Raw genomic sequence first — 24,010 nt, forward strand, 5'->3', positions numbered from 1 at the left:
AGCGATCGTGCAACTATTGTTGCCAGATCGCTCAGAAAAATCAATCTATATCACGACATGCATGCAATTGCGCCTTGCCGATCGCTTTATTGCGGTCAAAGCCTTTGTGTAGCGCTTCCAAAAGAATTGGGTCGAACTTTTCTACAAACCCTTTCTTGATCGCAAGAACATTTGCCTCGTGCCATGATTCGATTGTTCCTGCATCCAACCATTCACCCGCGATCTCATGCAATTGCAGAGTACCTTTCTGTAGATAATAATTGTGCAGATCAACAATTTCGTACTCTCCGCGCTCTGATGGCGTGAGAGTTTTCGCCACGTTAATCACGTCATTATCATAAATGTATGCTCCGGGAATTGCGAGACTGCTTTCCGGTTTGATGGGTTTTTCTACGATGTTTGTGACAATGCCCTTTTTGTTCACTGTCGCAACAGCAAACCGTTCCGGATCCGGCACTTTTTTGGCAAAAATACAGCCACCTTTGCGAAATTTTTTGACTGCATCAGCAATTGCCTCCACATCCTCAAAAATATTATCTCCCAGGATCATCGTCACATTATCTTCCCCGATGAACGGTGCACCAATTGTGAATGCTTCCGGTAATCCGGCGGGAATCTGCTGGACGGATGAAAAGATGGATATGCCATATGGACGTAAAAGTGGTTCAAGCATGTTTACAAAACTGCCACTGTGTTGCGGTGATGTGATGATGAGAATATCCTTAATGCCTGCCTTGAGCAACACATTGAGCGGATGAAAAATCATCGGCACACGACCGACCGGCAACATCTGTTTTGATGTTTGATCTGTGAGAGGCCACAATCGCGACCCTGTTCCTCCGGCTAATATAATACCTTTCATTTGCACCTTCCTTTTGGATTTTTTGATGGTTTTTTTCTTCATATAAAGAACGTTTAATCAGATTAAACAAATATTGGTAAAAAATCAAGTGTAGAGAGGAAATTTTTTGCAAAGTGCGCGTACCTCTTTGTGGATACGTATACTAAGTGCCTTGTTTGCATGATCATTGCATACATCATTGATCCACTGCGCAATCATGATCATTTCTTTTTCCTTCATGCCACGCGTTGTGATCGCTTGAACACCGAGCCGAATACCACTTGGGTCAAATGGACTGCGTGAATCATCAGGGACCATATTCTTGTTAAGTGTAATACCCACAGCATCGAGAGCGACCTCCGCTTGTTTACCGGTAATATTTTTACTTTTTAGTATATCAATGAGCAGGAGATGGTTTTCCGTTTTCCCAAAACAAATATGAAAACCGTGTTTTTTTAATTCCCTTTCCATCACTTTTGCATTGAGAAGAATCTGTTGTGCGTATTTTTTGAAAGATGGCTTGAGAGCTTCTCCAAGCGCAACGGCTTTTGCTGCGGTGTTGTTCATGTGTGGGCCACCTTGAAATCCCGGAAATGTTGCTTTGTCGATCGCTTGCGCAAACTTTTTTTTGCACAGGATCATGCCACCACGCGGTCCGCGCAATGTTTTATGTGTCGTCGTCGTCACCACATCACACACACGTACAGGATTTGGGATCACGCCTCCGGCGACCAGTCCGGCGATATGTGCCATGTCCATCATAAGGACGGCACCAACTTCATCGGCGATCTTGCGAAATTTTGTATAAGATAAATTGCGCGAATACGCAGAAAATCCCGCGAGAAGCATTTTTGGTTTGTGTTCAATCGCCAATGCGCGCAATTTTTCATAATCGATCGTGCCGTCTTTTTCTGTTTTGTAACGGATGAAATTATAGATCTTTGCCGGAAGTGTCACAGGATGTCCATGCGTCAGATGTCCGCCATGACCGAGATCCATGCCCAACACTGTATCGCCCGGTTCCAATAGTGCGCTGTATACGATCATATTTGCCGGTGCACCGGAGTGTGGTTGCACATTGACATGCTCGGCGCCAAAAAGTTTTTTGGCACGATCGATTGCGAGATTTTCAATTTTATCAGTAAACTCTTGTCCGCCATAATATCGTTTACCGGGATACCCTTCGGAATATTTGTTGGTCATCACACTTCCCAATGCCTCCAAAACCGCCGGAGATACATAGTTTTCCGACGCAATGAGCTCCAAACCCTCTTGCTGTCTCTTCAACTCATCGTGAATGATCTTATATACGGTCTTATCTTTCTTTTGTAATATGCTCATAAGGTGTTTTGAATAATCGATCTAAAAACTCTCACAATTATCATCATACAACCATCACACCAATCTGTAAAATAGCGCCACAATCACTTGTTTTGTCAATATTTACACACAACGACAGATTCTGTAGACTTCTTACAATATCGTTACTTTAACAAATTGATGCCAACCTTTAATCAAAAACGACAAGGAGAATAGGATGAATGATCAAGTGAAAATATTTGACCACGATGGTTGTATTGATAAAAAAATTGTCGGAAGATTTTTTGATTTCGTATGTAACACTTTCCCTAAAAAAACAAGGGGGGGCGTAGCGGAAAGAACTTAAGGGTAATTCAGCATATGCAACACCAATTTTTAAGGGACAAGTCCGGATAAAAAGAGATGACCTTGATTCTTTTGCCAAAAAAAATAATACTTCGGCAGAAAATCTCATGATCCAGTTTCATGCAAGTTCCAATTCCGCACCGCAAAGCACAGGAGGATCAAAAGAAACTCGTTCAAAGTTCCTTGCCGGATTACAGGCTTTGCTTTTTGCAAAAAATCCCCATATGAAAGATGGTCGTGTGTTTTGCGGAAAACTCAATGAGGGATCACCTGCCAATGGACAAAATCACTATGAAAGATTTTTGGCAGATGGCACAATGCCGGCATTTTGGCTTGATCTGATTGTGGATCCAAATAAGCGTGAGGCATTCACTGCGCAATACATGTCGCAAGAAAAAGATCCTGAAAAATCATCCGATGCATTACCCCATGCTTCTGAGCCGTCTGCAAACCAGGTAAAGATCATCACAAAATTTTGTGAACTACCGCAGGAATTCATCGATCCATGCTTTGGAAAAAATATTTCCTGCGCACGTGAAAGAAATCCTGTTACAAAAATCTAAAAACGAAACATGATCACAGTCGTCAAATGACAGCTGTGATCATTTTTATTTACGATCAATATGCGTAATTACCGTCGCACTGTTATATCGTCATCTTTTTCAAGTGCCTCAATAATGTACATGATCTGCACATCCACCTCCTCGGAGGCAAGTGTACGATCATCTGCTCCAAAAATAATATGAAATGCGAGTGAGCGCTCTTCTGTTTCTGCATTGTCATAAATATCAAAGACATCCACATCTTTGATGTTGGTGCCACCGGACGCATAAATGACCCGTTCTATATCCGCCACACGCGTGTATTGAGGTACGAGCAGAGAGAGATCACGTGTTACGATTGGATATTTGACAAGTGGTGCATAAAAGTTTTCTGCACGCATTTCCTGAAAAATTTGCACAATATTCAACTCACCCACAGCAACGCGGTCTCTTTTGATCCCATAAAACTTCTGTGTCTTTTTTGCAACTTCACCAACCCATCCCAACGCCTTTCCTTCTGTTGTACGCACGAGTGCGCGTCTCGACGGATGCAAATTTGGTATATGTTCTTCATTCTCATCAAACACATCGTCAAAATAGATTTCGCCGATATTGCATAGTGTGCAAATGTTTTCTATCAAACCTTTTATTTCATAAAACTGGGATCCGTCAATTTCCCGCGATGCAACGGCAAAACCGAGAACTAATTTTTCATCCGGCAACACATGTTTTGTAGGATCATAGATGCGTCCAATGTCACACAACCTGATCTCCGGGAAATAACTCAGGTTTTTTTTGATCGCACGGCATAGTTCTGGCATAAGCGATCGTCGCATGACCGCATGTTCCGGTGTGAGTGGATTGAGCACTGCAACGTGATTTTCATCATTCAAGCCAATCGCTTTTGCATCCTCGCGTGCATAAAACGAATATCCCTTGATCTCATCAAAACCGCTCGCAATGCATGCATCCATAAGCGTACGTTCACATTGTCGCAATTCATTTTTTTTCGGTGTTGAAATGTTTTCCTGCAGTGGTTTTTTTGTGATTTTCTCATAACCATAGACGCGTCCGATCTCTTCGATCAGATCTTCTTGTGTTGTGAGATCACGGCGGATCGTCGGCACAGTTACTACAAGTGTATCATTTTTCTCAGTCGTTTGGATTTGCATGCCAAGTCGCACCAAAATATCTGTTATTGTTTCTTCCGCAACATCTGCACCGAGTAATTTGCTCACCATCGATAATGACAGTTCGATGCCCCATTCCTTGACCGGGAGAGGATAAATGTCGCGTACTGCGACTACATGTGCGTGACACACCTCTGATAATAGCGCTACGGCTCGCTCTGTGGCATATGCGGTCAAATTTGGATCAATATCACGCTCATAGCGAAAAGCTGCATCAGTGAGGAGATTGTGCCGTCTCTGTGTATAGCGAATTGTCGGCGCATCAAATGACGCGCTTTCCAAAACGATCTCTGAGGTTGCTTCTGTGATCCCGCTTTCTTTTCCGCCCATGACACCGGCTATGGCAATCGGACGGACTCCATCCGTGATCACCATATCATCCTGCGTCAACGTTTTTTCTGTATCATCCAAAAGCATGATCTTTTCTCCTTCCTGCGCCTGACGTACAAGAATTTTTTTCACATGATCTGCAGAAAACGCATGGAGAGGTTGTCCGGTCTCCAACATCACATAATTGGTAATATCTACAACAGCATTAATTGATTTAACCCCACAAACACGCAATCGATCCACGATCCACTGGGGTGTCTCTCGGTTTTGTACACCATCCATTGCAACGGCGATATAACGATTACACTTTTTTGTATCGATCGTAACATCATACTGTGTTGCCACATCCGGCACAATGCCATTCAACACGATCGGGGACTTCCCTTCCAGTGCTCTAATTTCATTGGCTATGCCAATATGCGACAGACAATCATGCCCGCGATTTGGCAATATTTTGATGTCAATTACAGCATCATTGCGTCCTGTGTATTCTGTAAAAGATCCGCCAATCGGCGCATCAGGATTTAACACGATGATCGTATCATGGTTATTGCTGATCCCTAGCTCATCCTCCGCACAAATCATACCATTGGATTCCACGCCGCGAATTTTATTTTTCTTGATCGTAAGTCCACATGGCAATTCTGATCCTATCAAAGCCACAGGCACCTTTTGTCCCGCCTCCAAATTTGGTGCACCGCAGACTATTTGCAACGTTTCCGCGCCAATATGTACTGTCGCCACATGCAAACGATCGGCATCAGGATGTTGTTCTTTTGTAAGCACCTCCCCAATTACGACTTTTTCCAATCCTTTTGACATGTCGTCGATGCTTTCAATTTCAAAACTGTGCGTAAGCAATAACTGCGCGATCTCATCAACCGTTTTTGTCGTTCCGCTCAATTCTTTGATCCATTTGTAACTATATTTCATAAAATGTAATATTTAGTACCTTGATATACACATTGTTTAAAACTGCCTTGTAAATCGGAGATCGCCGCCATGAAACAAGCGAATGTCATCGATCTTGTATTTCATCATTGCCAGGCGTTCCAATCCAAAGCCCCACGCAAATCCTTGATATTTATTACGCTCATATCCGGCCATTGCAAAAACGTTTTGGTGCACCATGCCGGCACCGCCAATCTCGATCCACCCTGTTTTTTTACATACACTGCATCCGGTTCCCCCGCATGATGTACACGAAATATCAAATTCAAAACCCGGCTCCACAAACGGGAAATAACTCGGTCGCAAACGCACAGTAATATCTTTTTTGAAAAATTCCTTGAAAAATGTTTCTGCAATTGATAAAAAATTTGCTACACTCACATCCGGTCCCACCACAAGCGCTTCAAATTGATGAAATGTGTGCTCGTGTGATGCGTCAGTCGCCTCATTGCGAAACACACGTCCCGGTACAATGATTCTCAGCGGTGGTGTATGCGTTTCCATATAACGCACCTGCACAGACGATGTTTGCGTGCGCAAAACCGATCCTGCACCTTTCTCTCTTTCCTCCTCTTGTGAGATCCAAAATGTATCTTGCATGTCGCGCCCCGGATGGTCATCCGGCATGTTGACTGCGTCAAAATTATAAAATTCCGTATCGATATCCGGTCCATCTGCGATCTCAAACCCCAGCGATGTAAAAATATCCTCAATATCACGTTGCACGATCGTGATTGGATGCAAATGCCCGCGCAGAGCTTTTTTGCCCGGTGCGGTTACATCGATCCATTCAGATTGCGTATCAATTGCGTTTTCCAAATCCTCTTGTTTTTCATCAATTGCCTGCTGAATTGCGTGTTTGGCGTCATTTGCCAACGGACCAATCACTTTTTTTTCTTCTGCGGAGAGATCTTTTAATCCCTTAAGAATCGCGTTAAATGCAGATTTTTTTCCCAGATATGCAACACGTACTTCCTCCAACTCTCCCGAAGACTGTGTCATTGCAACTTTATCCAATGCGGTTTTTTTTACTCCCAAAATTGTATCTTTCATAGAGAAAATTATTATTGTCATTTGTTATCATAACACATGTGCACAAAAAGTGAAGAATGTCATACATAACTAAAAAGATCGGGTAACGAGTACTCGATCTAAAAAATATGTAAAAATTTTTATCGTATATTGCTACAGGATGACGTACTCCTTTTTTGTATACGCGTAGGTAACTGCCGCAATACCCATAGCCATCATTCCCGCGATAAACGTCGCAATGAAGCCAGGGCCTGTTGCGGGTGTTTTTCTAGTCGCAACTTCTTTCGATATTTTTTCGGTAACAACCTGCGTGTTCTGAGCTGTCTTTACTGTTTCATTTGGCTTTGTCACTGCAGTTGCACCTGCACCATCTTCTTTTTCCGATACAAGTTGTTTCAAAGCATCATCAACGCTCAAGGCAGACTCATCATCACCATTTTCGGCTTGTTGTGCATCATATCGATTTGACGAAAAAACAAGATACAAGAAAACGCCCACAAACACAAATGCGACAACAACCCCTGAAATAACCCATTGATTCTTATCCATAAAGATACGCTCATTAAAAACTTAATACGCCAGTGTACCATGCATCAAAAAATTGTCAAACTTCTTTTCCTCATTTATTCCCCCATTGGCGCAGAGAAGTTTAACGCGTCATCAATAAAACCTTTTACTGTTTCATATGTTGCTACGCCACTCGATACATGCCCGTTGATAAAATATGTCGGTGTAGCGACCACACCAAATTGGGCGGCCTCTGCATCATTATGCGTGACAATCTCTTTTACACGATCTTCCGCAAGACATCCATGAAATTGCTCAGCATCCATATGCAATCGCGTAATATATGCGTTAAACTTTTCATCTGCTTTTTCTCCCGTTGTCATGAACCGATAATCTGCAGTGACCAACCGCATAAATTCCTGATATTTTCCTTGTTCACTGGCACATACAGCACCTTGCGCAAGTTTCATTGCCAGCGCTTGTTGTGCATTTGATAGTGGCTTTACCACAAATCGCACACGATCACCAAATTCTCCCAATAATTTTTCTATAATTGGAAACATCACTCTGCTCTCATCAGTAGAAAAATCATCAAAAGCAATGATCGTTACAGGTGCTTGGGCGTTTCCTATGTGTATGCCATCTTGATCCGATGGTTGCGTGATATATTCACCGATCGGCACACCGGCACTCGGCGCATCAAAAAAATATGCCCCTTGCCCAGCTTCCTTAAAAAGAATCGCTGCTTGTTGATAGAAGTCTGATTCCGTTATATCTTTTGCAAACAAAAACGCCGGAATATATTTGATACCCTCTTTTTGCGCATACCGTTTCCCTTCCTCTGTGCGCACATCGATGCGATGTGCTTCTAATGTTGGAATATATGAACGCAAACGCATCAATACTTCATCTGTCACACAATCGGAACAATCATCCGCATCAAAAAAGTCAACCACGATTTTTGGATCATCATAACGCACCCATGTACTACCATCATATTCGATCACCTGTGCATCCTTGATCCCACGCGCTGAAAAGCCCTTTTGCGCAAAAAGCTGCACAACATCGATAAATAATGCACCCCCTGCAATTCCGCCAAATAACACGATCAGTGCAATATAGCTTTTTCTCTGTTTGCGCAGTCGGCCATTTTTTTCTTGACATGCAGTATTGCTTTTTATCACATCTTCCCGCTCCTCAACTATTATTGCCGCGTCATCAAATGTTGATGTACTTTTTTTGTCATTGTTTACCATAAGCATCTCGTTTTAAAAACAAAAAATGATCAGTGCTAAAAAAACAAAATTTCTACTCTGTGACCGCAGTAGGATCGCTATCTTCCTGCAGTACCGCTTGCTCTGCGCGATCAATATCATATAAGGTGCCATAGTCAATGACCGTTTCCGGATCATTAAACCCCGTCCGTACATGATTATTTATTACCCTTTTGGCGATTGCGCCCACAAGAAATGCTACAACAAAAAGAAAAATCAAGTTCCCACGAGAAAACCTCTTTTTTTCTCCCATAATCGATAAAATTACAAAAAAAACGATTTGATCCTACCCGCAAAATTATTATCATTAACGCTAGCATAATTAATTCGCATATGCAACTTGACATATGCGTTTTTTGTGATTTCTGTTTTTTTGGGATATTTCCCTTTCTATGCTAAAAAAGTTTCTGCACCGATGCATCAAGTGCGTGATTTACCAATGAATCAGCAACCGTGTTTTGCGCACGTGGCACGTGATGGAATGTTACCGCACCAAAATCAAGCACGCCGTTCCACACAGTGATAAAATACTTTTGCATAGTGGGTTTGGTGATCTTGTATTCATGACGCAATTGCTTTACGACCAATTCGCTATCCAATCTGCAGATGACATGCGTATTTTTTGCCTTTTGCGATCCGAGAAGCGCTTTGCATTTTTTGAGTGCAAAGATCAATGCCTGATATTCCGCATCGTTATTAGTTGCATCTCCAATCGTTTCACCATAACGCTTATCATACGTTTTGATCCACACACCAATTGCCGCCGGTCCTGGATTTCCCCGTGAACCACCGTCCGTGTATACAATAATCTCTTCCATAAAAAATCCTTTAAATATTTTACTCGCATTTCATTATATCATTATTTGCATTTTTTACTACACAAAAAATGAAAACCGCTTCGTTGTCGTTACAACAAAGCGGTTTTTTGAGGAGAATTCCCCAATGAATCATTTTAAAGGGATCTGAATGCATACATCCGTCCCCAGACCGGCACCGCGACTTGATATAGTGATTGTCCCTCCACACACATTTTCAATGGCTTTTTTGCAATATGCAAGACCAATACCCGATCCGCAACGACCTTTTGTTGAAAATCCACAATCAAACACATGCGGTAAAGTGTCTGCGGAAATTCCCACACCATTATCAATAACATCAATAGTGACTTGACCATCTTCTTCATAGACATTGATCCATACATAGGGATCCGTTATGCTTTCGCCAAGCGCATCAATCGAATTAATGATTGCGTTGAGCATGACGCGTGTATAGATTCCGGCGTTTTGTGAGACAACAACACGTGATTCTTCACATCGATCTCTTTGAAACCGGATATTTTGTTCAGATAGACCACGACTGCTACATGCACCCTTAAGCGCGCTGGAAATAATATCTTCGAAATTTCTTACACATGCAACATCATTTGATGAATACATCCGCACAACAATGACCTGTCGGAGTATCTCAGCACAGGCCAACACATTATGCAGATCGTCCTGACTGAGTTTTCTTTTACATAACTTGTACATCTGATGCTGTCCGCTCAATCCAGTAATGGCATTGTTGATATCATGGATATCATATTTCGTAAAAATACCAATATCCGGATCACACAACAAGCTAACCTGCTCAACAACTTTTCCGATGATCCCATACATTTCGTTGATCTTTTCTTTGCCCCTTTCCCCATGTGGCGTAAGAAGTTCTTGCGCCACCTTGGACATTCTTTCGATGCCCCACACCAGATAAGTCAACAGTGTGATTTTGTTGACAGGTTTTTCAGATGTGGATGATGTATCCTGAGCATCCTTTGCACTGCATGCCATACCAACCATTCTCGCAGAAATCAATGTCTCATCCATGCCAAATCCCCTCTCATAGCTATATTTTATTGTTAATATACATTGACACATTTTCAGTTCATGTCATTTTGTCTCATAATGACTTATTACCTTAACACATCTTCATAACAAAACCCGAACATCCAGATGAACTGTAGATTAACTTTTTTAGCTAAAAATAAGTGGCTTCCCAAAAAGAAAACCACTCCGATGGATCATTACACATCAGAGTGGCAAATATTTTATTTTACATTTCAATTGATCGTGGATTCCTCCCGAATACATATGACATTTTTGCGATGATTGTCCGAAGGAAACACTGTTGCGACAACGCCACGATTATTGCCGTAAAAGTTGACCAGCTCAATGAAGTCCTGACTTACATCATGCTGTCCGATCACATTGATCATTACTCGCTCATGTTCGATACTCGCCTTGATCCGGATTTCACTCTCCGCATCATTATGCGTGCGTACCAAATTGATCAATACTCTTTTCAATACACACAGACAACCAGATGCGTTATGGATGGTGGCATTTTTATCACTTTCAAAAGTACAATTGAAAGCAATATTATGCGCACCTACGAGCTTACCGGCTGATCTGACGGCCTCATCCACAACTTCTTGCAAGCCCATTGGTTCTTCAGCAACATTGATTTCATTTTGCAATCGCGACGTGCAATCTTTGATCGATTGCATCACAGCGCACAATCGTTTGGCCGTAATGCTCTTGAGGTCCGCGAGTTTCATGCCAAGAACGCTTTCCAAATGCTCCTGTAAAAAAGCACTGACGCTGTCAACACCTTTTAAATAGACATTCAAAACATCCACACAGCAGAGTAGCCCGTTGTTTGTTCGCTTGAGCTTATCCACGATACTTTTTTTCCACAGGTCGCCCTTGTTGTCGATGCAAAAACTGAGCACGCGACTCGCAACATTTCGTGTCAGCAGATATAATCCGTTAACATCTCTCTTTGCTACAACATTGGCTTGCACATCTTTTCCAAAATTTGCAAGTCTTTTTTGAGCCGCGTTACCTACCTGGGACAATGCCCTGGAAAGCTCGCCTAATTTTTTGAAAAACTCGTTTTTGGATGACTTGTTGATGAGGTCTCCACGCTCAACACATACCCCATTCTCACACAAGCCGCTTTCAATCGCAGAAATCATTTTCATGGCTATATCCTCTATACGTTTGATTGTTAAAAAACAATTTCTTTCTATTCCACCATACCTTATTATGATGATTTGATAGCCTACCATACTCAGATAACAAAACACGAACATCCAAATTAACTGTAGATAAACTTTTTTAGGGCTTTTTTGACAAAAAAAGCCCTTAAAAAAGGCTTTGAAAATAATCATGTTTTGAATAGTCTTTGCTGCTTTTTTACACAATCCTCCAACGATTACTCTTTGATCATACTCAATCAAACATCCACCCAAAGAGACTGAATTCTTTTTGTTGCTGCGTACAAAATCCATCAATAACATCCCGTTTTTCCAAAAGATCATCCAATTGTTGCTGTAAAACACGTTTTTTTGTTTGATCAGTCATATCGACAATTGCTTTTTGTACCGATGCGGATCCTTGCTCATACACAGTTGCACGTTCTGCAATGGCAGAAATATCTTTTACGTGCGGTCCGATCAAAAACAACACAAAAGCATTGCGTTCTTGGGCATGTGCGACCGACGTCATATCCGCGTCATATGCCGTCTGCATTGCCGTAATAGCTGCTTGTGCATTGGTTTGCAACTCCGTATCTTTTTGCAATAGTTCACGATTTTTCTCTTGCTCTTCCATGTCAATGGTATGCTGTTTTTCCTCATCTGCCAGCTCTTGCTTTGTTTTGATCTGTTGTTTTTGTTCTGCTAATTTTCTTGCAGCCTCTTCTTTTTGCATTTGCTCTGCCGCTATTTTTTGTGCATGCGTCATGCTCGCATCGGAAATTGTTGATGCAGATAATGAACATTCCGGCGCAAAATTTCCATTTTTATTTCCTGACAATTTGTTAGATGACATATTGAGCGAGGCTTCCCAAAATTCTGCTCCTGGATTTCCTCCGCTTGGCACCTGACAATTCATGCCGTATTTAGCGTTGTCCGTAATTGTATTGTTTTTGATCTTGACTGCACCGGATCTCCCCGTGCCTTTATAATATTGTGCCGTAATACCGCTTGCCTTATTTTTTTTGATTTTATTATCACTGATCGTCAAATCAGCTTTGCCCAAGATCACTTCAATACCGCTTTCGCCGTTACTAAAAATCTCATTGTCTGTAATTGACCCGGCGACATTTGATCGCACGTCAATTCCTTCTTCATCATTATCATAAATCTCACAACCGGTCACCGCAACCGTAATGCCTGATTGCAAATACATACCCTTATTGCCAGCATGGATATCTGTGTCACGTACCGTCACTTTTCCGCTTCCCGCAACCGTGGCAATGCCCACATCTGCGCCGACAATTGCGCTGTCCTCAATCTCTATGCTTGCATCATTATCCACGTCAATGCCATTTTTTCCAGATACTGTTACACCGGACAGCGTAGCACCATCTTTCAGTGTCACGGATCCTGTGATCGTGACACTGTCACGACTTTTCCCCTCTACACTCACATCCTCACCGATCACGATATTATCACTATATTCTCCCGCAGAGACAATGATCCGATCACAATCCTTATCCAATGCTTTATCAATATTCTGATAGGGATCATCATCACTGCCATCGCCACCACTATCTGCACTTTCATCAACATAACACTTATCGGATGCGTACACAAAAACAGGATCTCCTGCAAAGATCGATCCGAAAAACACAAAAAAAATCATCAAAAGTAAAAATAGGATTTTTTGTTTCATGAAGAAATTATAGCAAAGACTTATATGTCTTGCAATTGTGCCTTGACCATTATGCGTCGTGCGTTTGTGCCAAGTGGCCAACACGTCGTCAATGTTAATTCTTGTGATCGTGATTGTGCAAAGATCCGTGCATCATCCGAAGAAACTTCTTCTTTGAGCGACACAATATAGTCATAGGAGATCTTTTTGCCATTTACAAATGCCATCGTTACCGTGATCTTATCTCCTGGCGCAAGATCATTCAATCCTTTGAAAACATAATTATACGCACCACCTGACCATGCATAATTACTGCTATGTCCCGCGATATAGGCATTGCCACGTTGTCCCGGAAGCGCCGTGCCAGGATAATGTACAACACCGTTTTCAAGATCTTTTTGCAGGGCGCCTTCATCCGTGCTTGCAGAGAGTACAACCGGTGCTTCCACATCAATTTTGTCGATTGCGATCATAAAAGTGATTTGCGCTTTTCCTGGCGCGACAGGATCATAGCCATTGGCAATTTCACGTCCATCCGTATAGCCATCGCCATCCGTGTCGGCTTTTTTTGGATCAGTACCAAAAATATATTCATCATAATACGTCAGTCCATCATTATCAGGATCATCATCACCGTCGTCAACGACACGTCCGATCATTTCAATCTCCCATTTGTCAGGAATGTGATTATTATTTACATCCAGCACGCCCTCTCCGCTTGGAGAGTAACCATTCTTCACTTCACGTCCATCCGTATACCCATCACCATCCGTATCAGCATTTTTTGGATCGGTGTTATATGTATATTCATCAAGCAGCGTCAATCCATCATGATCTTGATCCAATTTGAGATCGATCTCATTTTTTACAACAACATTATATTTTTTCATCCACGCTTGTGCAATACCAAAATCTCTCTTAGTCGCAACGTCTTCCTCGGCGACATAAGCGATTTTGCGTGAACTATATGCGTTCATACCGCCGGAAATCACAAAATACACGATAAAAAACGTGATAACAAATGCCCCAATTGTCGATAAAATTCGCATATTCATTTTTTTACGTGATCAGATACTGATTTTTAATTATAACATTTTTTATTAGTTTTGTCAACGGATTGTTTTTTAACATGATACATGCTAAACGACAAAAAAAATTAGTGACCCGGAAAATTACCAGGCCACTATTCATCTTTTTTCCTTCGAAGCAACTTCTTTTTCAGTATAATTGCTTCCTGGGCTGTCTTTGGAGCGAGTTCTGTTATCTTACAAACGGCCTGCATCAACAGGATCGTCTCTCGAAACTCTTCCTCGGAAAAGTTACTCAGGATTTCCGCAATATCCACTTCAGTGCAAACATTGAAATATTCTGATATGGCACACTTTCGGGAACAATACCCATGAGCTGTAGCGGCATTCTCATCCTGCAACGCTATCATATACACATATTTGCACTTATGACGACGGTCGCAAGCAAAGCAATTCCGTTGTTCCCTCTTGTCCTTTTTGTCGCATGCAGAAAATTCAGGACACTCTTCACAATGACAGCGCTTCTTTCCGCCGATGCTCTCTATCGGTATCAAAACGTGACGATTCCCGCATCGAAGCACATCGTCGCATGCTAGACATCGTTTTTGGATCACACCACCGTCTTTTGTTAACAAGGTGCATCCATAGATGCAATCGCATCTGATGCATCGCGAAACGAGGACGTGCCTTCTAACTTTTCCGCTCATTGGCCTCACCTCCAGTTGTTAAAGTTTTAACCCATAATAACAAAGTACTCTGTGGCAAGATTATAGATGATAACTGCATTTTTGTCAAGTCAAAAAGGCAATGTCCAAAAAAAGAGCTGAGTACAAGAATTCAACACAATCCCTGATTTAAGATAGAATGGATTAATGAATATGCATCCAAAAAACACCTCACAATCACAATGTTGCAGGGTGCTTTAAAAGTGATTTTTCTCGATTCATCCTCATTTATTGCTGATCACTGTTTTGATCAAAAAACGGCGATGGTTCAGCGGATTGTTCCGATTGTGCATCTTGTGTATCACCATGATCTTCAATCGTTTCTTGCTCTTGCGGTTCAGCAGGAACGTCCTGCATTTCTATATGATCATCTCTGCCAAATAACCGAGAAAAAAATCCCATATGTCTTTATCATTAATTTTTTACAAGAGTATTATACCACAACTTACAAAAGTGGCGATAAGAGACGCACGATCGAATTACGCAGTCTGATAAAAAAATTCTTTTTTTTATGATCACCAAAAGTAAACCGACTACACATGATTAAATCATCTTTGAAGTCCTTTTCCATTTTTTGTGTAACATCACGATCAAAGATCACAACATTATTTTCATAAGAAAGTCGCAGGCTGCGAATATCCATATTGGTCGTACCGATCGAGCATACACACGAATCCACCATAACGGTCTTTGCGTGAAGAAATCCCGCATTGTAGTGATAGATTTTCACGCCGGCGAGAAGCAGTTCTTCAAAATATGTAAACGCCGCCCAATAAGGGATGCTTTTATCCACAACGCCCGTGATCATCAGCCGCACATCCGCACCGGAAAGTGCCACGATCTTCATCGCCTCAAAGAGATTGTCATCAGGGATGAAATACGGCGTTTGAATATACACATGATCTTGTGCCGACAAAATCATCGTAAACAATGACTGTTTGATCGGTTGCCAATATGAATGTGGCTCTGAGGAAATGATTTGAATTGGCAGATCACCATATACCCTACCAACATGCAGAGGAAAATATTTTTCTTTGAATACGGATTCTTTTTGTGCCTCTTCCCAATTGATCGCAAAGGCTGCCTGCAATGATAATACTGTTTCCCCATAAATACGCATATGCGTATCACGCCACGAGGGATATCTTTTGCCTCCTGTGATGTATTCTTGTCCCATATTCATTCCGCCCGTATAACCGATCACGCCATCGATCACAACGATCTTTCGGTGCAAAAAATAATTGATCGTTGTGATCTTGAGTGGTGATAGCGTGTTGTAAAACGGCACAACACGCACACCTGCTTTACGCATACGACGGAAATGTCCTCTTTGAAAGAAATTTGTAAAAAAAGATCCAATGGGATCAAAAATGATACGCACTTCTACACCTTCTTTTGCCTTTGCGATCAAAATGTCACTTATTTCTTGCGTCAGAGGATCCTTGCGCCAGATAAAATATTCCATGTGAATGAATTCCTGTGCGTTTCGCAGATCATTTTTGAGCGCATCAAATTTTTCTTCACCAGATTGAAAGATCGTAATTGCATTATTGACTGTGAGCAACGCATCGGAATTATTTTGCGAGATCTGCAACATACGCTCGATGTCAACAGAAAAACCACATTCTTTGACACTTTGAAAATACTCATTTTGTCGCGCACGGATCCCTTCCAAAAATTTTTCTGATTTTTCTCGCAATTCTTTGATCCGATTTTTTTTCTGTGTATTGTGCACTTTCCAATTGCGTCCAAAAAAAATGTAAAGGAAAAGACCGATAATAGGAAAAAGCAAGAATATAAGGATCCACGCAAGCGTTGAGCTTGTATCCCGGTTTTCCATAATGATAAAGATCATCACGACAGAAAGATAGACATAGATCAACAGAAACGCAAAAGCGGAAAAATCTTCTGCATGTGAGATAAGACTGTACATGATCTTTGATTGATTATTCTTAAACTATTTGCATCATAACTCACTTTTTGCATTCTGTCACGAAACAAAAACTGCCCTATTGTGTGGGCAGTTTTGAGAAAAAACAATAAGGATGTCCCTATGACTCATCCATACATCGCGCTTTTTGCATCAATTCCGGTGCGCAATATTTCTTTGCACAACTAAGTTTCCCATCATCGCTCACTGTACATGTATTACATCCGTCAAACCATGTCTTGCATCCCGGCATGACAGCATTTCCATTGCCATCTGTGATCACAGGCTCGTCTGCCGTCATATTTTGTTGTGTACATATGATATTTTTGCCATCGGACTCCATCATGAGAGTGGCTTCTCCTTGGTGTGTCCAAAACGTTACCACGCCATCGGAATACTTTGCACCGGATGCCGACATAACCAATGGAAGGATCACGTTTTCATGCACTTTGCCTGTAAAAAAGAGTTGTGCTGTTTGAGGCTCCACAGCATTATTGAAGTCAACTTTTACCTCCTGACTCTGACAATTATAGATCACTGCCATATCACTTGGTTCGCTCGTCACTTGTTCTTTTGTTGTATCCTTTTGTACGCTGCAACCAGCGAGAAGGATCACTGCGCCCATTATCCAAAAAATCTTTTTCATACCGTCTTGTCATGTAAATAATTATCCTCACACCCCCGTACCGTTCATGATAGATGAGCCTACTAAAAAATCAAGCGAGTTATCCACAGATGACATTTTGTGCTAAAATTCGACTATGCATAAAAATAACGATCAGTATGATGTCATCGTAATCGGTGGCGGACCATCTGGCATGATGTGTGCCGGACGCGCAGCACAATTAGGTGCACGCGTTTTGCTCGTGGAAAAAAACGCCACACTCGGCAACAAACTCCTCTTGACCGGTGGTGGCCGATGCAATATCACCAATGCAATCTTTGATACTACTGCCTTTCTCAATAATTTTTCTGAAAACAAGAAATATCTTCATTCCCCATTTGCACAGTTTGGCGTACAAGATACATTTGATTTTTTTGCCGCACATGATCTGCCACTTGTCGTAGAAGCACGCAATCGCGCCTTCCCCAAAACACAGCGAGCACAGGACGTTTTGACTGTTCTAATTGATTATATGAAAAAAGGCGGCGTCACAATACACACCAATACACGCATCACGTCTCTCCATCATGAAAATCAAACGATCATTTCTCTACGCGATCACAGCAACAAAGAATACTTTGCAAAAAGATTTGTGATCGCGACCGGCGGGCTTGCCGCACCGGAAACAGGGTCAACGGGAGATGGCATGACATTTCTCAACGCACTCGGACACACAACACAAAAATCCAATCCCAATCTCGTACCACTCAAAACTCCATCAAAATGGATTCATAACCTTTCCGGCATTTCGTGGTCATTTATGAAAATCCGTTTTATCCAAAACGGCAAAACATGTATCCGCAAAACAGGAAAAATCCTTTTTACACACTTTGGCATATCGGGGCCGTTAGTGATCAATAGCGCATATGAGGTCAAGAAATTGCTCGAAAAAGGTCCTGTGGAGGCCGTGATCGATCTTTTCCCCGATACAGAAGAATCTGAGTTGGATCGCAAAATACTCAAACTCCTCACACAAAATGGAGACAAAAAATTAAAGAACATCCTCCCTGATATGATCTTTAAAAAAATCGCCCATGAAATTCTCGACCTCCCGCACGTGCAATTGTCTGAAAAATTCGCAAAAGACATCACACGTGAGGAAAGAAAAAACCTCGTTCACACGATCAAAAATCTCACCTTTCCCATCACTGGCACGTGTGGCATGGACAAGGCGATCGTTGCTGATGGCGGCGTCGTGCCTTCGGAAATCGATTTTACCACAATGACATCTCGCCTCTATCCCAACCTGTCAATCCTTGGTGATGTGATCAACATCAATCGTCCGTCCGGTGGCTTTTCACTACAGTTATGCTGGACAACCGGTTTTGTCGCCGGGACACATATTGCATCCTCACTCAAAAAATAACTATGACGACACATCCACTCAAAGAAACACTTGTTGACATCCGAGATGGTTTGCATCTCACACGCAAAAGCCTCTTGCGCTCGGTCGAATTTCAACTTTTTTTTGATATTGCCTATATTTTCTTTTTGATCTTTATTGCAAACATGTTTCTGCGGATTTCCGTTGATTTTTTTGACAAGATCCTCTTTCATCTCCGTGTCGGTAGTGCCATGGAGCACATACCCTATCTCTCTTTTATCAATTTTCATGCAGTATTTGTCCTCATTGGCGTTTTGTTCTTTTTTGCCCTCTTTTATTTGATCGAAACAAATGCGATCATCATCATCACATCGTCATACTACCGCAATACGCCGATTTCCTCTCTGCGCGCGTTTTTGCGTTCATGCATCAAAACACCTCACGTTCTCATGGTTCGCATCATTGAATTACGGATGCATTTTTATATTTTGATCGGACTATATTTCTTCTGGCAGATCATTTTGCAGGTCTTTCCACATACATCCTTTCTGCATTGGGGAAATATCGGCCTCATGATCTATTTGGTTATATTGGTCATTGCGATCCTTTTTCACTACACCATGAGCACCTATGTCATCTGCCTGGAAAAAAATGAATCTCCCTACGACTTTGACGATCAAATCACCGTACATGCGAGTAAAAAACGCACACGATCCACGATCGCTTTTTACATGCTCTTTTTACTGATCGCGATCATCTGGATCATCTTTTTTTCCATGATCATGAAGGGCATGATATTTTTTTCTCATCATCACCCCCTTTTTGTGTCTGATATATTGACACTATTCATTGCAGGAACGATCATGAGCATCTTTGTATTTTTGTCGATCACCAAAACATTGCGCATCAGTATTCTGACAATTATCTACTATGACGAACGCTATGCACAACACAAAACAACGCCAATTATCGTACCGATGCGATCGCGAGGGCAAAAGAAGATTCTTACGATGATCATTATACTCACCATTGTTGCTCTGGGTATGTGTATCATTACATTTTCTGTTTACACCAAAACAGCATTGCTTGTATCGCATACGGAGGACTTCCTCCATGAACAACGGTCATACTCACTCAAAAACGTACCTCGTTCCAGTGATGCGATTGCCAATCGTTTTTTTTCCAAAGACTATACGACAATTGACATCATCGAAAACACATTATTCTCCTATATTTCTATCCTCATCAAAAAATAATAACCCATGTGCTACTCACAAAAAAACCGCACGACATCATGCGGTTTTTAAAATACTATGTATACACCTTTATTTACGCCATTGGTGTTGGATTTGGCGTTGGCATTGGTGGTGCCATCGGTTGCAACGGCTTGGTATATGTTGCCGATCCAAACGCAAGCATCGGGAAGAAGATGATGCTCAGAAAGATCAGACCCAATGTATACCCAACCCCCTTGCCAAATGCCTTGCTCAACTCATGATAGATCATGATGATCACGACGAAGTTTACAAATGGGATAAAGAGAAGCACGATCCACCAGATCGGCTTATTGACGATTTGTAATAATACGATTGCATTGTAAATTGGAATGATCGATGCCCATCCCGGTTGTCCCGCTTTTGTAAAGATCTTCCACATGGACACAAGCATCAACACAATAACTGCAAACCAGATGAGAAACATCACAAGTCCCACACCCGCCATAGCAGCTGCAGCTGCCGGATCGATCTCTTGTTGTGGCATGCCGGTTCCTGTGTAATAACCGTCTATCGTATAATTATCTCCCGTCGTATAATCTGCGTCCGACGCAGTATAATCACCGCTGTAATACATATCTTCTGTTGTGGCATTGGCGATGGCCAGTGTCACACCGTCACCAACATGCAGTGTTGGAGTTGCTGTAGCATCCATATTTTTTTATTAAATACTTATGCGTCCATTATAGCAAATATCGCAAAAAATGGACAATCACATTATTGTTTCTCGTCGGGGTACGCGGGATCGAACCGCGACTACAAGACCCCCAGCCTTGCGTACTACCACTATACGATACCCCGCATAATCTTTTTTATATTATAACATTGTTTTCCTGTCGGGGCGCCGAGAATCGAACTCGGTCTACATGAACCCGAATCATGCGTACTACCGGTATACTACGCCCCGCACTACAAACATCATCCATTCTACCCAAAAAATAGGATGATTGCAACCGATGACCATCCATCGCATTTTTTCACGCACATTATGTGCACATATTATGAACAGACGCTTTTTACAAAGGTCTGCTATAATACGTACATCGTTAAATACTATCCTTTTTCCCCTATGGCAGAAAAAACAGAAATGCGTATGCCCCCTCAAGCGTCCGAAGCAGAAAAAACCGTCCTCGGCGCACTGATGGTAGACAAAGATGCGATCACCAAAATTGCAGATTTGATCGCGGTTGGCGACTTTTACAAAGAAGCACACAACACGATCTATGGTGCGATGCTCAAACTCTATGAGCACAACGACCCGATCGACGTGTTGAGCTTGTCCAATGCCCTCGAGGAAAACAACAAGATCGACTCGGTTGGCGGCGCATCATATCTCGCGTCACTGGTGCGTGGCGTCACAAGCGCATCTAATATCACCTACTACGCCAAGATCATTCAAAAAAAGGCGGTACTTCGCCGCTTGATCGCCATTGCGTCAGAGATCAATGAGTTGGGTTATAATGAGGCTGAAGATATTGAAAAGGTTCTGGACGATGCAGAGCAAAAGATCTTTAGCGTGTCACAAAAATCTCTCAAACAAGAATTCACACCGATCAAAACCATTCTCGGAGAAGCATTTGATCGCCTCGATGATCTCCACAGGAACAAAGGTGTGATGCGCGGCGTCCCTACGGGATTTCCCGATTTGGATGAATTACTCTCCGGATTGCAACGATCCGATCTTATCATCCTCGCGGCGCGCCCGTCAGTCGGTAAGACGTCCCTTGCCCTCGACATCGCGCGACAAGTGGGCACACAATCAAAAATTCCCGTCGGGATCTTTTCTCTGGAAATGTCCGCGGATCAACTCGTTGACCGCATGATCGCGGCTGAATCAAGTCTAGACCTCTGGCGTCTGCGCACCGGCAATCTCAAGGATTCCGATTTTACAAAGATCAATGAGACAATGGGTGTTCTTTCCGAGGCACCGATCTTTATCGATGACACGTCAAGCGCAAACATCATGGAGATGCGCACGATGGCGCGTCGTTTGCAAGCGGAGCACAATCTCGGTCTCATCATCATCGATTACCTCCAGTTGATGGAAGGACGTCACAATGAGAACCGCGTGCAAGAAATTTCCGAGATCTCCCGCGGACTCAAGATGCTCGCGAAAGAACTCAATATCCCTATTGTTGCCCTCTCACAGCTTTCTCGTGCCGTTGAATCCCGCCCGGATCAACGACCGCGACTTTCCGATTTGCGTGAATCAGGATCCATCGAGCAGGACGCCGATGTCGTAATGTTCATCTATCGTGAAGACCGTGTAAATCCTGACACTGAGAACAAGGGTGTCGCTGAGATCATCGTGGCAAAACATCGCAACGGCCCCGTCGGCGTAAAACAACTCTATTTTCACGAAGAATCCGCCTCCTACAAAAGTCTCGAAAAGCACCACAACACATAAAAAAGATCACTAATTCCCACACTTTCAACTTTCAACTTTTAACTTTATAACTCAAATGTATCATTTCCCCCTACTTTCAACTTTTAACTTTCCACTCAAATCTATTATTTCCTCTACTTTCAACTTTCAACTTTTAACTTTCTACTTAAATGTATCATTTTCCCGTACTTTTAACTTTCAACTTTTAATTTTATAACTTGAATCTATCCTTTTCCCGTACTTTTGACTTTCAACTTTTAACTTTCTACTTATTATATGTTTCCCAATTCGTTCCAAAAACTCATCAACCGCTTCAGTGCCCTGCCCGGCATCGGTCCAAAAATGGCAGAGCGCCTCGTCCTGCATCTGTACAAAAACAGCAAAGACCTCGTTGATGATTTTGCCACAGACATGCTCAATATCAAAAACGTCACAACGTGTACGCAATGCTTCAACATTGCCGAAGACTCCTTGTGCGCCATCTGCCAAAATTCCGCACGCGATACGACCAAATTGTGCATTGTCGAAGAGTCGCTGGATATTATCCCCATCGAGAGATCACGTGCTTTTGACGGATTGTATCATGTCCTCGGAGGCACCCTCAAAAAACAAGAGTCCCACCACCTCACGATCGATGCCCTTCTCACAAGAGTGACAAAAGATCATTTCTCAGAGATCATCATCGCGACGAATTTTACGACAGAGGGCGATTTTACAGCGATGCATGTCCAGAAACTCCTCCTGCAAAATACCACAGGTGTGACGATTTCTCGTCTGGCACGCGGACTTGCGACAGGATCGGACATTGAATACGCCGACGACATGACCATCCGCAGCGCCCTCACCAACCGCCAAAATTTCTCGTAAATGTCTGAATCCTATATGGGTCAAAAAAAAGGACCTCACTTGCGTAAGGTCCAGGTTGGCGTGAAACAATTGGTTTGGAAGTTTATGTGGACAAGAGCATTGCTCGTCCATCAATTGTTTCACTATATATTATTAACAGGGTGCCCCTTCCGGGACATTTTTGATTGATCGCATTCTAGCATCATTGCATTTTTTGTCAAGGTCATAAGAAGTGAGCAAGTCATTTTCACTTACTATCCATTGCATAAGATAGTTCGAACTTCATCCCATAGAACCATCAAATTTTGGCAAAATTAAAAAGCAATTCTCTTATTCGATGGAATTGCTTTTTTTCAAATGACGTTTGTCATCTCATGCCAAAGAGTTGATATCATAGATAATATTACCATCACACGCAAAAGAAATTACACCACAATAACGACCGCTGAATGGTACCGTGATTGGAGGGATGTAAATTTGTTCATGATTTATATCTGTAAGAACTCCCACTTCCATTTGCATTTTGCCGTCCCACAAAGAAATCACTTCTACCTTTTTATTGATAAAACGACGCATTGTTTCAATTTCTTCTCCTTTTGGCCGCCTCATCTTTGTCATCAATTTATCATAATCCTCTTTCACCATTGACTGTAACATAAATTCTCCTTTTGCGATGAATGATTGGGAAACTATTTTTTTTGTAAATAACGATTATATAATTTATCATGATAATAAACACTTGTCAATCTAAGTATTTTATTGCATAGAAAAATTCAAACTTCATCCCACAAGGCCAGTAAATAAAAA

At 42.1% G+C, this 24,010-nt stretch carries 24 protein-coding genes and 2 tRNA genes; 7 read left to right on the forward strand and 19 right to left on the reverse strand.

The window, feature by feature from the left end:
* Positions 1–40: 40 nt before the first annotated feature.
* The gene (locus WC819_01170) at positions 41–904 is read right to left on the reverse strand and encodes a sugar phosphate nucleotidyltransferase (protein ID MFA5985943.1); all 864 of its coding nucleotides are present in this window, start codon (positions 902–904) and stop codon (positions 41–43) included.
* Between the two features lie 42 nt (positions 905–946).
* A complete protein-coding gene (glyA, locus tag WC819_01175) occupies positions 947–2,182 on the reverse strand; it encodes a serine hydroxymethyltransferase (GenBank protein MFA5985944.1) in 1,236 nt (411 codons plus the stop codon).
* A gap of 196 nt (positions 2,183–2,378) precedes the next feature.
* On the opposite strand from glyA, the gene WC819_01180 reads away from it, so the two are divergent.
* Positions 2,379–2,507: a hypothetical protein gene (locus WC819_01180; protein ID MFA5985945.1), complete on the forward strand. Its 129-nt coding sequence runs from the start codon at positions 2,379–2,381 to the stop codon at positions 2,505–2,507.
* 106 nt (positions 2,508–2,613) lie between these two features.
* Positions 2,614–3,069, forward strand: a complete 456-nt coding sequence (locus WC819_01185; GenBank protein MFA5985946.1) for a hypothetical protein — start codon at positions 2,614–2,616, stop codon at positions 3,067–3,069.
* Positions 3,070–3,137: 68 nt separating this feature from the next.
* Here the strand turns inward: WC819_01185 and pheT are convergent, their stop codons facing one another.
* From pheT to WC819_01235, 10 genes are all read right to left on the reverse strand, one after another.
* Positions 3,138–5,501: a phenylalanine--tRNA ligase subunit beta gene (pheT, locus tag WC819_01190; protein MFA5985947.1), complete on the reverse strand. Its 2,364-nt coding sequence runs from the start codon at positions 5,499–5,501 to the stop codon at positions 3,138–3,140.
* A 36-nt stretch (positions 5,502–5,537) separates the two neighbouring features.
* Positions 5,538–6,572 (reverse strand): phenylalanine--tRNA ligase subunit alpha, encoded by a 1,035-nt coding sequence (gene pheS / locus WC819_01195; protein MFA5985948.1) that lies wholly within the window; start codon positions 6,570–6,572, stop codon positions 5,538–5,540.
* Positions 6,573–6,704: 132 nt separating this feature from the next.
* Positions 6,705–7,100 (reverse strand): hypothetical protein, encoded by a 396-nt coding sequence (locus WC819_01200; GenBank protein MFA5985949.1) that lies wholly within the window; start codon positions 7,098–7,100, stop codon positions 6,705–6,707.
* Positions 7,101–7,174: 74 nt separating this feature from the next.
* Positions 7,175–8,314 carry a thioredoxin domain-containing protein gene (locus WC819_01205; protein MFA5985950.1) on the reverse strand — a complete coding sequence of 380 codons (1,140 nt, stop codon included), beginning with the start codon at positions 8,312–8,314 and terminating at the stop codon, positions 7,175–7,177.
* 52 nt (positions 8,315–8,366) lie between these two features.
* The gene (locus WC819_01210) at positions 8,367–8,585 is read right to left on the reverse strand and encodes a hypothetical protein (protein MFA5985951.1); all 219 of its coding nucleotides are present in this window, start codon (positions 8,583–8,585) and stop codon (positions 8,367–8,369) included.
* Positions 8,586–8,727: 142 nt separating this feature from the next.
* Positions 8,728–9,150, reverse strand: coding sequence for a ribonuclease HI family protein (locus tag WC819_01215; protein MFA5985952.1), 423 nt, complete (start codon positions 9,148–9,150; stop codon positions 8,728–8,730).
* 129 nt (positions 9,151–9,279) lie between these two features.
* A complete protein-coding gene (locus WC819_01220) occupies positions 9,280–10,194 on the reverse strand; it encodes a HAMP domain-containing sensor histidine kinase (GenBank protein MFA5985953.1) in 915 nt (304 codons plus the stop codon).
* 233 nt (positions 10,195–10,427) lie between these two features.
* Complete coding sequence (locus tag WC819_01225; protein MFA5985954.1) at positions 10,428–11,351, reverse strand: hypothetical protein; 924 nt, start codon at positions 11,349–11,351, stop codon at positions 10,428–10,430.
* Between the two features lie 250 nt (positions 11,352–11,601).
* Entirely contained in the window at positions 11,602–13,047 is a 1,446-nt protein-coding gene (locus WC819_01230) for a right-handed parallel beta-helix repeat-containing protein (GenBank protein ID MFA5985955.1), read from the reverse strand.
* A 20-nt stretch (positions 13,048–13,067) separates the two neighbouring features.
* Positions 13,068–14,081, reverse strand: a complete 1,014-nt coding sequence (locus WC819_01235; protein MFA5985956.1) for a sortase — start codon at positions 14,079–14,081, stop codon at positions 13,068–13,070.
* Positions 14,082–14,425: 344 nt separating this feature from the next.
* On the opposite strand from WC819_01235, the gene WC819_01240 reads away from it, so the two are divergent.
* Positions 14,426–14,650, forward strand: coding sequence for a hypothetical protein (locus WC819_01240; GenBank protein MFA5985957.1), 225 nt, complete (start codon positions 14,426–14,428; stop codon positions 14,648–14,650).
* 357 nt (positions 14,651–15,007) lie between these two features.
* On the opposite strand, the gene WC819_01245 is transcribed toward WC819_01240, so the two are convergent.
* From WC819_01245 to WC819_01255, 3 genes are all read right to left on the reverse strand, one after another.
* Positions 15,008–15,181 (reverse strand): hypothetical protein, encoded by a 174-nt coding sequence (locus WC819_01245; GenBank protein ID MFA5985958.1) that lies wholly within the window; start codon positions 15,179–15,181, stop codon positions 15,008–15,010.
* A 43-nt stretch (positions 15,182–15,224) separates the two neighbouring features.
* Positions 15,225–16,712 carry a cardiolipin synthase gene (gene cls, locus WC819_01250; protein MFA5985959.1) on the reverse strand — a complete coding sequence of 496 codons (1,488 nt, stop codon included), beginning with the start codon at positions 16,710–16,712 and terminating at the stop codon, positions 15,225–15,227.
* Between the two features lie 118 nt (positions 16,713–16,830).
* Entirely contained in the window at positions 16,831–17,355 is a 525-nt protein-coding gene (locus WC819_01255; GenBank protein MFA5985960.1) for an MliC family protein, read from the reverse strand.
* A gap of 115 nt (positions 17,356–17,470) precedes the next feature.
* Between WC819_01255 and WC819_01260 the strand changes: the two genes are divergently transcribed.
* Both WC819_01260 and WC819_01265 read left to right on the forward strand, forming a co-directional pair.
* Positions 17,471–18,739 carry an NAD(P)/FAD-dependent oxidoreductase gene (locus tag WC819_01260; GenBank protein MFA5985961.1) on the forward strand — a complete coding sequence of 423 codons (1,269 nt, stop codon included), beginning with the start codon at positions 17,471–17,473 and terminating at the stop codon, positions 18,737–18,739.
* 2 nt (positions 18,740–18,741) lie between these two features.
* Positions 18,742–19,953, forward strand: a complete 1,212-nt coding sequence (locus WC819_01265; protein MFA5985962.1) for a hypothetical protein — start codon at positions 18,742–18,744, stop codon at positions 19,951–19,953.
* A 73-nt stretch (positions 19,954–20,026) separates the two neighbouring features.
* Here the strand turns inward: WC819_01265 and WC819_01270 are convergent, their stop codons facing one another.
* The 3 genes from WC819_01270 to WC819_01280 form a co-directional block, all read right to left on the reverse strand.
* Positions 20,027–20,626: a DUF5684 domain-containing protein gene (locus WC819_01270; protein ID MFA5985963.1), complete on the reverse strand. Its 600-nt coding sequence runs from the start codon at positions 20,624–20,626 to the stop codon at positions 20,027–20,029.
* Positions 20,627–20,701: 75 nt separating this feature from the next.
* Positions 20,702–20,772, reverse strand: a tRNA-Pro gene (locus tag WC819_01275).
* A gap of 35 nt (positions 20,773–20,807) precedes the next feature.
* A tRNA-Pro gene (locus WC819_01280) sits at positions 20,808–20,878 on the reverse strand.
* 162 nt (positions 20,879–21,040) lie between these two features.
* Here WC819_01280 and dnaB point away from each other — a divergent pair.
* Both dnaB and recR read left to right on the forward strand, forming a co-directional pair.
* Positions 21,041–22,378: a replicative DNA helicase gene (dnaB, locus tag WC819_01285; protein MFA5985964.1), complete on the forward strand. Its 1,338-nt coding sequence runs from the start codon at positions 21,041–21,043 to the stop codon at positions 22,376–22,378.
* Between the two features lie 255 nt (positions 22,379–22,633).
* Positions 22,634–23,224, forward strand: a complete 591-nt coding sequence (recR, locus tag WC819_01290) for a recombination mediator RecR (protein MFA5985965.1) — start codon at positions 22,634–22,636, stop codon at positions 23,222–23,224.
* 351 nt (positions 23,225–23,575) lie between these two features.
* Here the strand turns inward: recR and WC819_01295 are convergent, their stop codons facing one another.
* Positions 23,576–23,860, reverse strand: a complete 285-nt coding sequence (locus WC819_01295; protein ID MFA5985966.1) for a hypothetical protein — start codon at positions 23,858–23,860, stop codon at positions 23,576–23,578.
* Positions 23,861–24,010 lie beyond the last annotated feature (150 nt).

Source organism: Parcubacteria group bacterium, assembly GCA_041660065.1.
Taxonomy (GTDB): Bacteria; Patescibacteriota; Minisyncoccia; order Moranbacterales.

Excerpts from the sequence above, each read along its gene's own strand:
- WC819_01220 (MFA5985953.1), bottom strand. The coding sequence starts at position 10,194 with ATGGATGAGACATTGATTTCTGCGAGAATGGTTGGTATGGCATGCAGT.
- WC819_01215 (MFA5985952.1), bottom strand. The coding sequence starts at position 9,150 with ATGGAAGAGATTATTGTATACACGGACGGTGGTTCACGGGGAAATCCA.
- WC819_01185 (MFA5985946.1), top strand. The coding sequence starts at position 2,614 with ATGATCCAGTTTCATGCAAGTTCCAATTCCGCACCGCAAAGCACAGGA.
- WC819_01235 (MFA5985956.1), bottom strand. The coding sequence starts at position 14,081 with ATGAATATGCGAATTTTATCGACAATTGGGGCATTTGTTATCACGTTT.
- WC819_01205 (MFA5985950.1), bottom strand. The coding sequence starts at position 8,314 with ATGGTAAACAATGACAAAAAAAGTACATCAACATTTGATGACGCGGCA.
- cls (MFA5985959.1), bottom strand. The coding sequence starts at position 16,712 with ATGTACAGTCTTATCTCACATGCAGAAGATTTTTCCGCTTTTGCGTTT.
- glyA (MFA5985944.1), bottom strand. The coding sequence starts at position 2,182 with ATGAGCATATTACAAAAGAAAGATAAGACCGTATATAAGATCATTCAC.
- WC819_01170 (MFA5985943.1), bottom strand. The coding sequence starts at position 904 with ATGAAGAAAAAAACCATCAAAAAATCCAAAAGGAAGGTGCAAATGAAA.
- dnaB (MFA5985964.1), top strand. The coding sequence starts at position 21,041 with ATGGCAGAAAAAACAGAAATGCGTATGCCCCCTCAAGCGTCCGAAGCA.
- WC819_01240 (MFA5985957.1), top strand. The coding sequence starts at position 14,426 with ATGAGCTGTAGCGGCATTCTCATCCTGCAACGCTATCATATACACATA.
- WC819_01270 (MFA5985963.1), bottom strand. The coding sequence starts at position 20,626 with ATGGATGCTACAGCAACTCCAACACTGCATGTTGGTGACGGTGTGACA.
- WC819_01260 (MFA5985961.1), top strand. The coding sequence starts at position 17,471 with ATGCATAAAAATAACGATCAGTATGATGTCATCGTAATCGGTGGCGGA.
- WC819_01245 (MFA5985958.1), bottom strand. The coding sequence starts at position 15,181 with ATGGGATTTTTTTCTCGGTTATTTGGCAGAGATGATCATATAGAAATG.
- pheS (MFA5985948.1), bottom strand. The coding sequence starts at position 6,572 with ATGAAAGATACAATTTTGGGAGTAAAAAAAACCGCATTGGATAAAGTT.
- WC819_01295 (MFA5985966.1), bottom strand. The coding sequence starts at position 23,860 with ATGTTACAGTCAATGGTGAAAGAGGATTATGATAAATTGATGACAAAG.
- pheT (MFA5985947.1), bottom strand. The coding sequence starts at position 5,501 with ATGAAATATAGTTACAAATGGATCAAAGAATTGAGCGGAACGACAAAA.
- WC819_01265 (MFA5985962.1), top strand. The coding sequence starts at position 18,742 with ATGACGACACATCCACTCAAAGAAACACTTGTTGACATCCGAGATGGT.
- WC819_01180 (MFA5985945.1), top strand. The coding sequence starts at position 2,379 with ATGAATGATCAAGTGAAAATATTTGACCACGATGGTTGTATTGATAAA.
- recR (MFA5985965.1), top strand. The coding sequence starts at position 22,634 with ATGTTTCCCAATTCGTTCCAAAAACTCATCAACCGCTTCAGTGCCCTG.
- WC819_01255 (MFA5985960.1), bottom strand. The coding sequence starts at position 17,355 with ATGAAAAAGATTTTTTGGATAATGGGCGCAGTGATCCTTCTCGCTGGT.
- WC819_01225 (MFA5985954.1), bottom strand. The coding sequence starts at position 11,351 with ATGAAAATGATTTCTGCGATTGAAAGCGGCTTGTGTGAGAATGGGGTA.
- WC819_01200 (MFA5985949.1), bottom strand. The coding sequence starts at position 7,100 with ATGGATAAGAATCAATGGGTTATTTCAGGGGTTGTTGTCGCATTTGTG.
- WC819_01230 (MFA5985955.1), bottom strand. The coding sequence starts at position 13,047 with ATGAAACAAAAAATCCTATTTTTACTTTTGATGATTTTTTTTGTGTTT.
- WC819_01210 (MFA5985951.1), bottom strand. The coding sequence starts at position 8,585 with ATGGGAGAAAAAAAGAGGTTTTCTCGTGGGAACTTGATTTTTCTTTTT.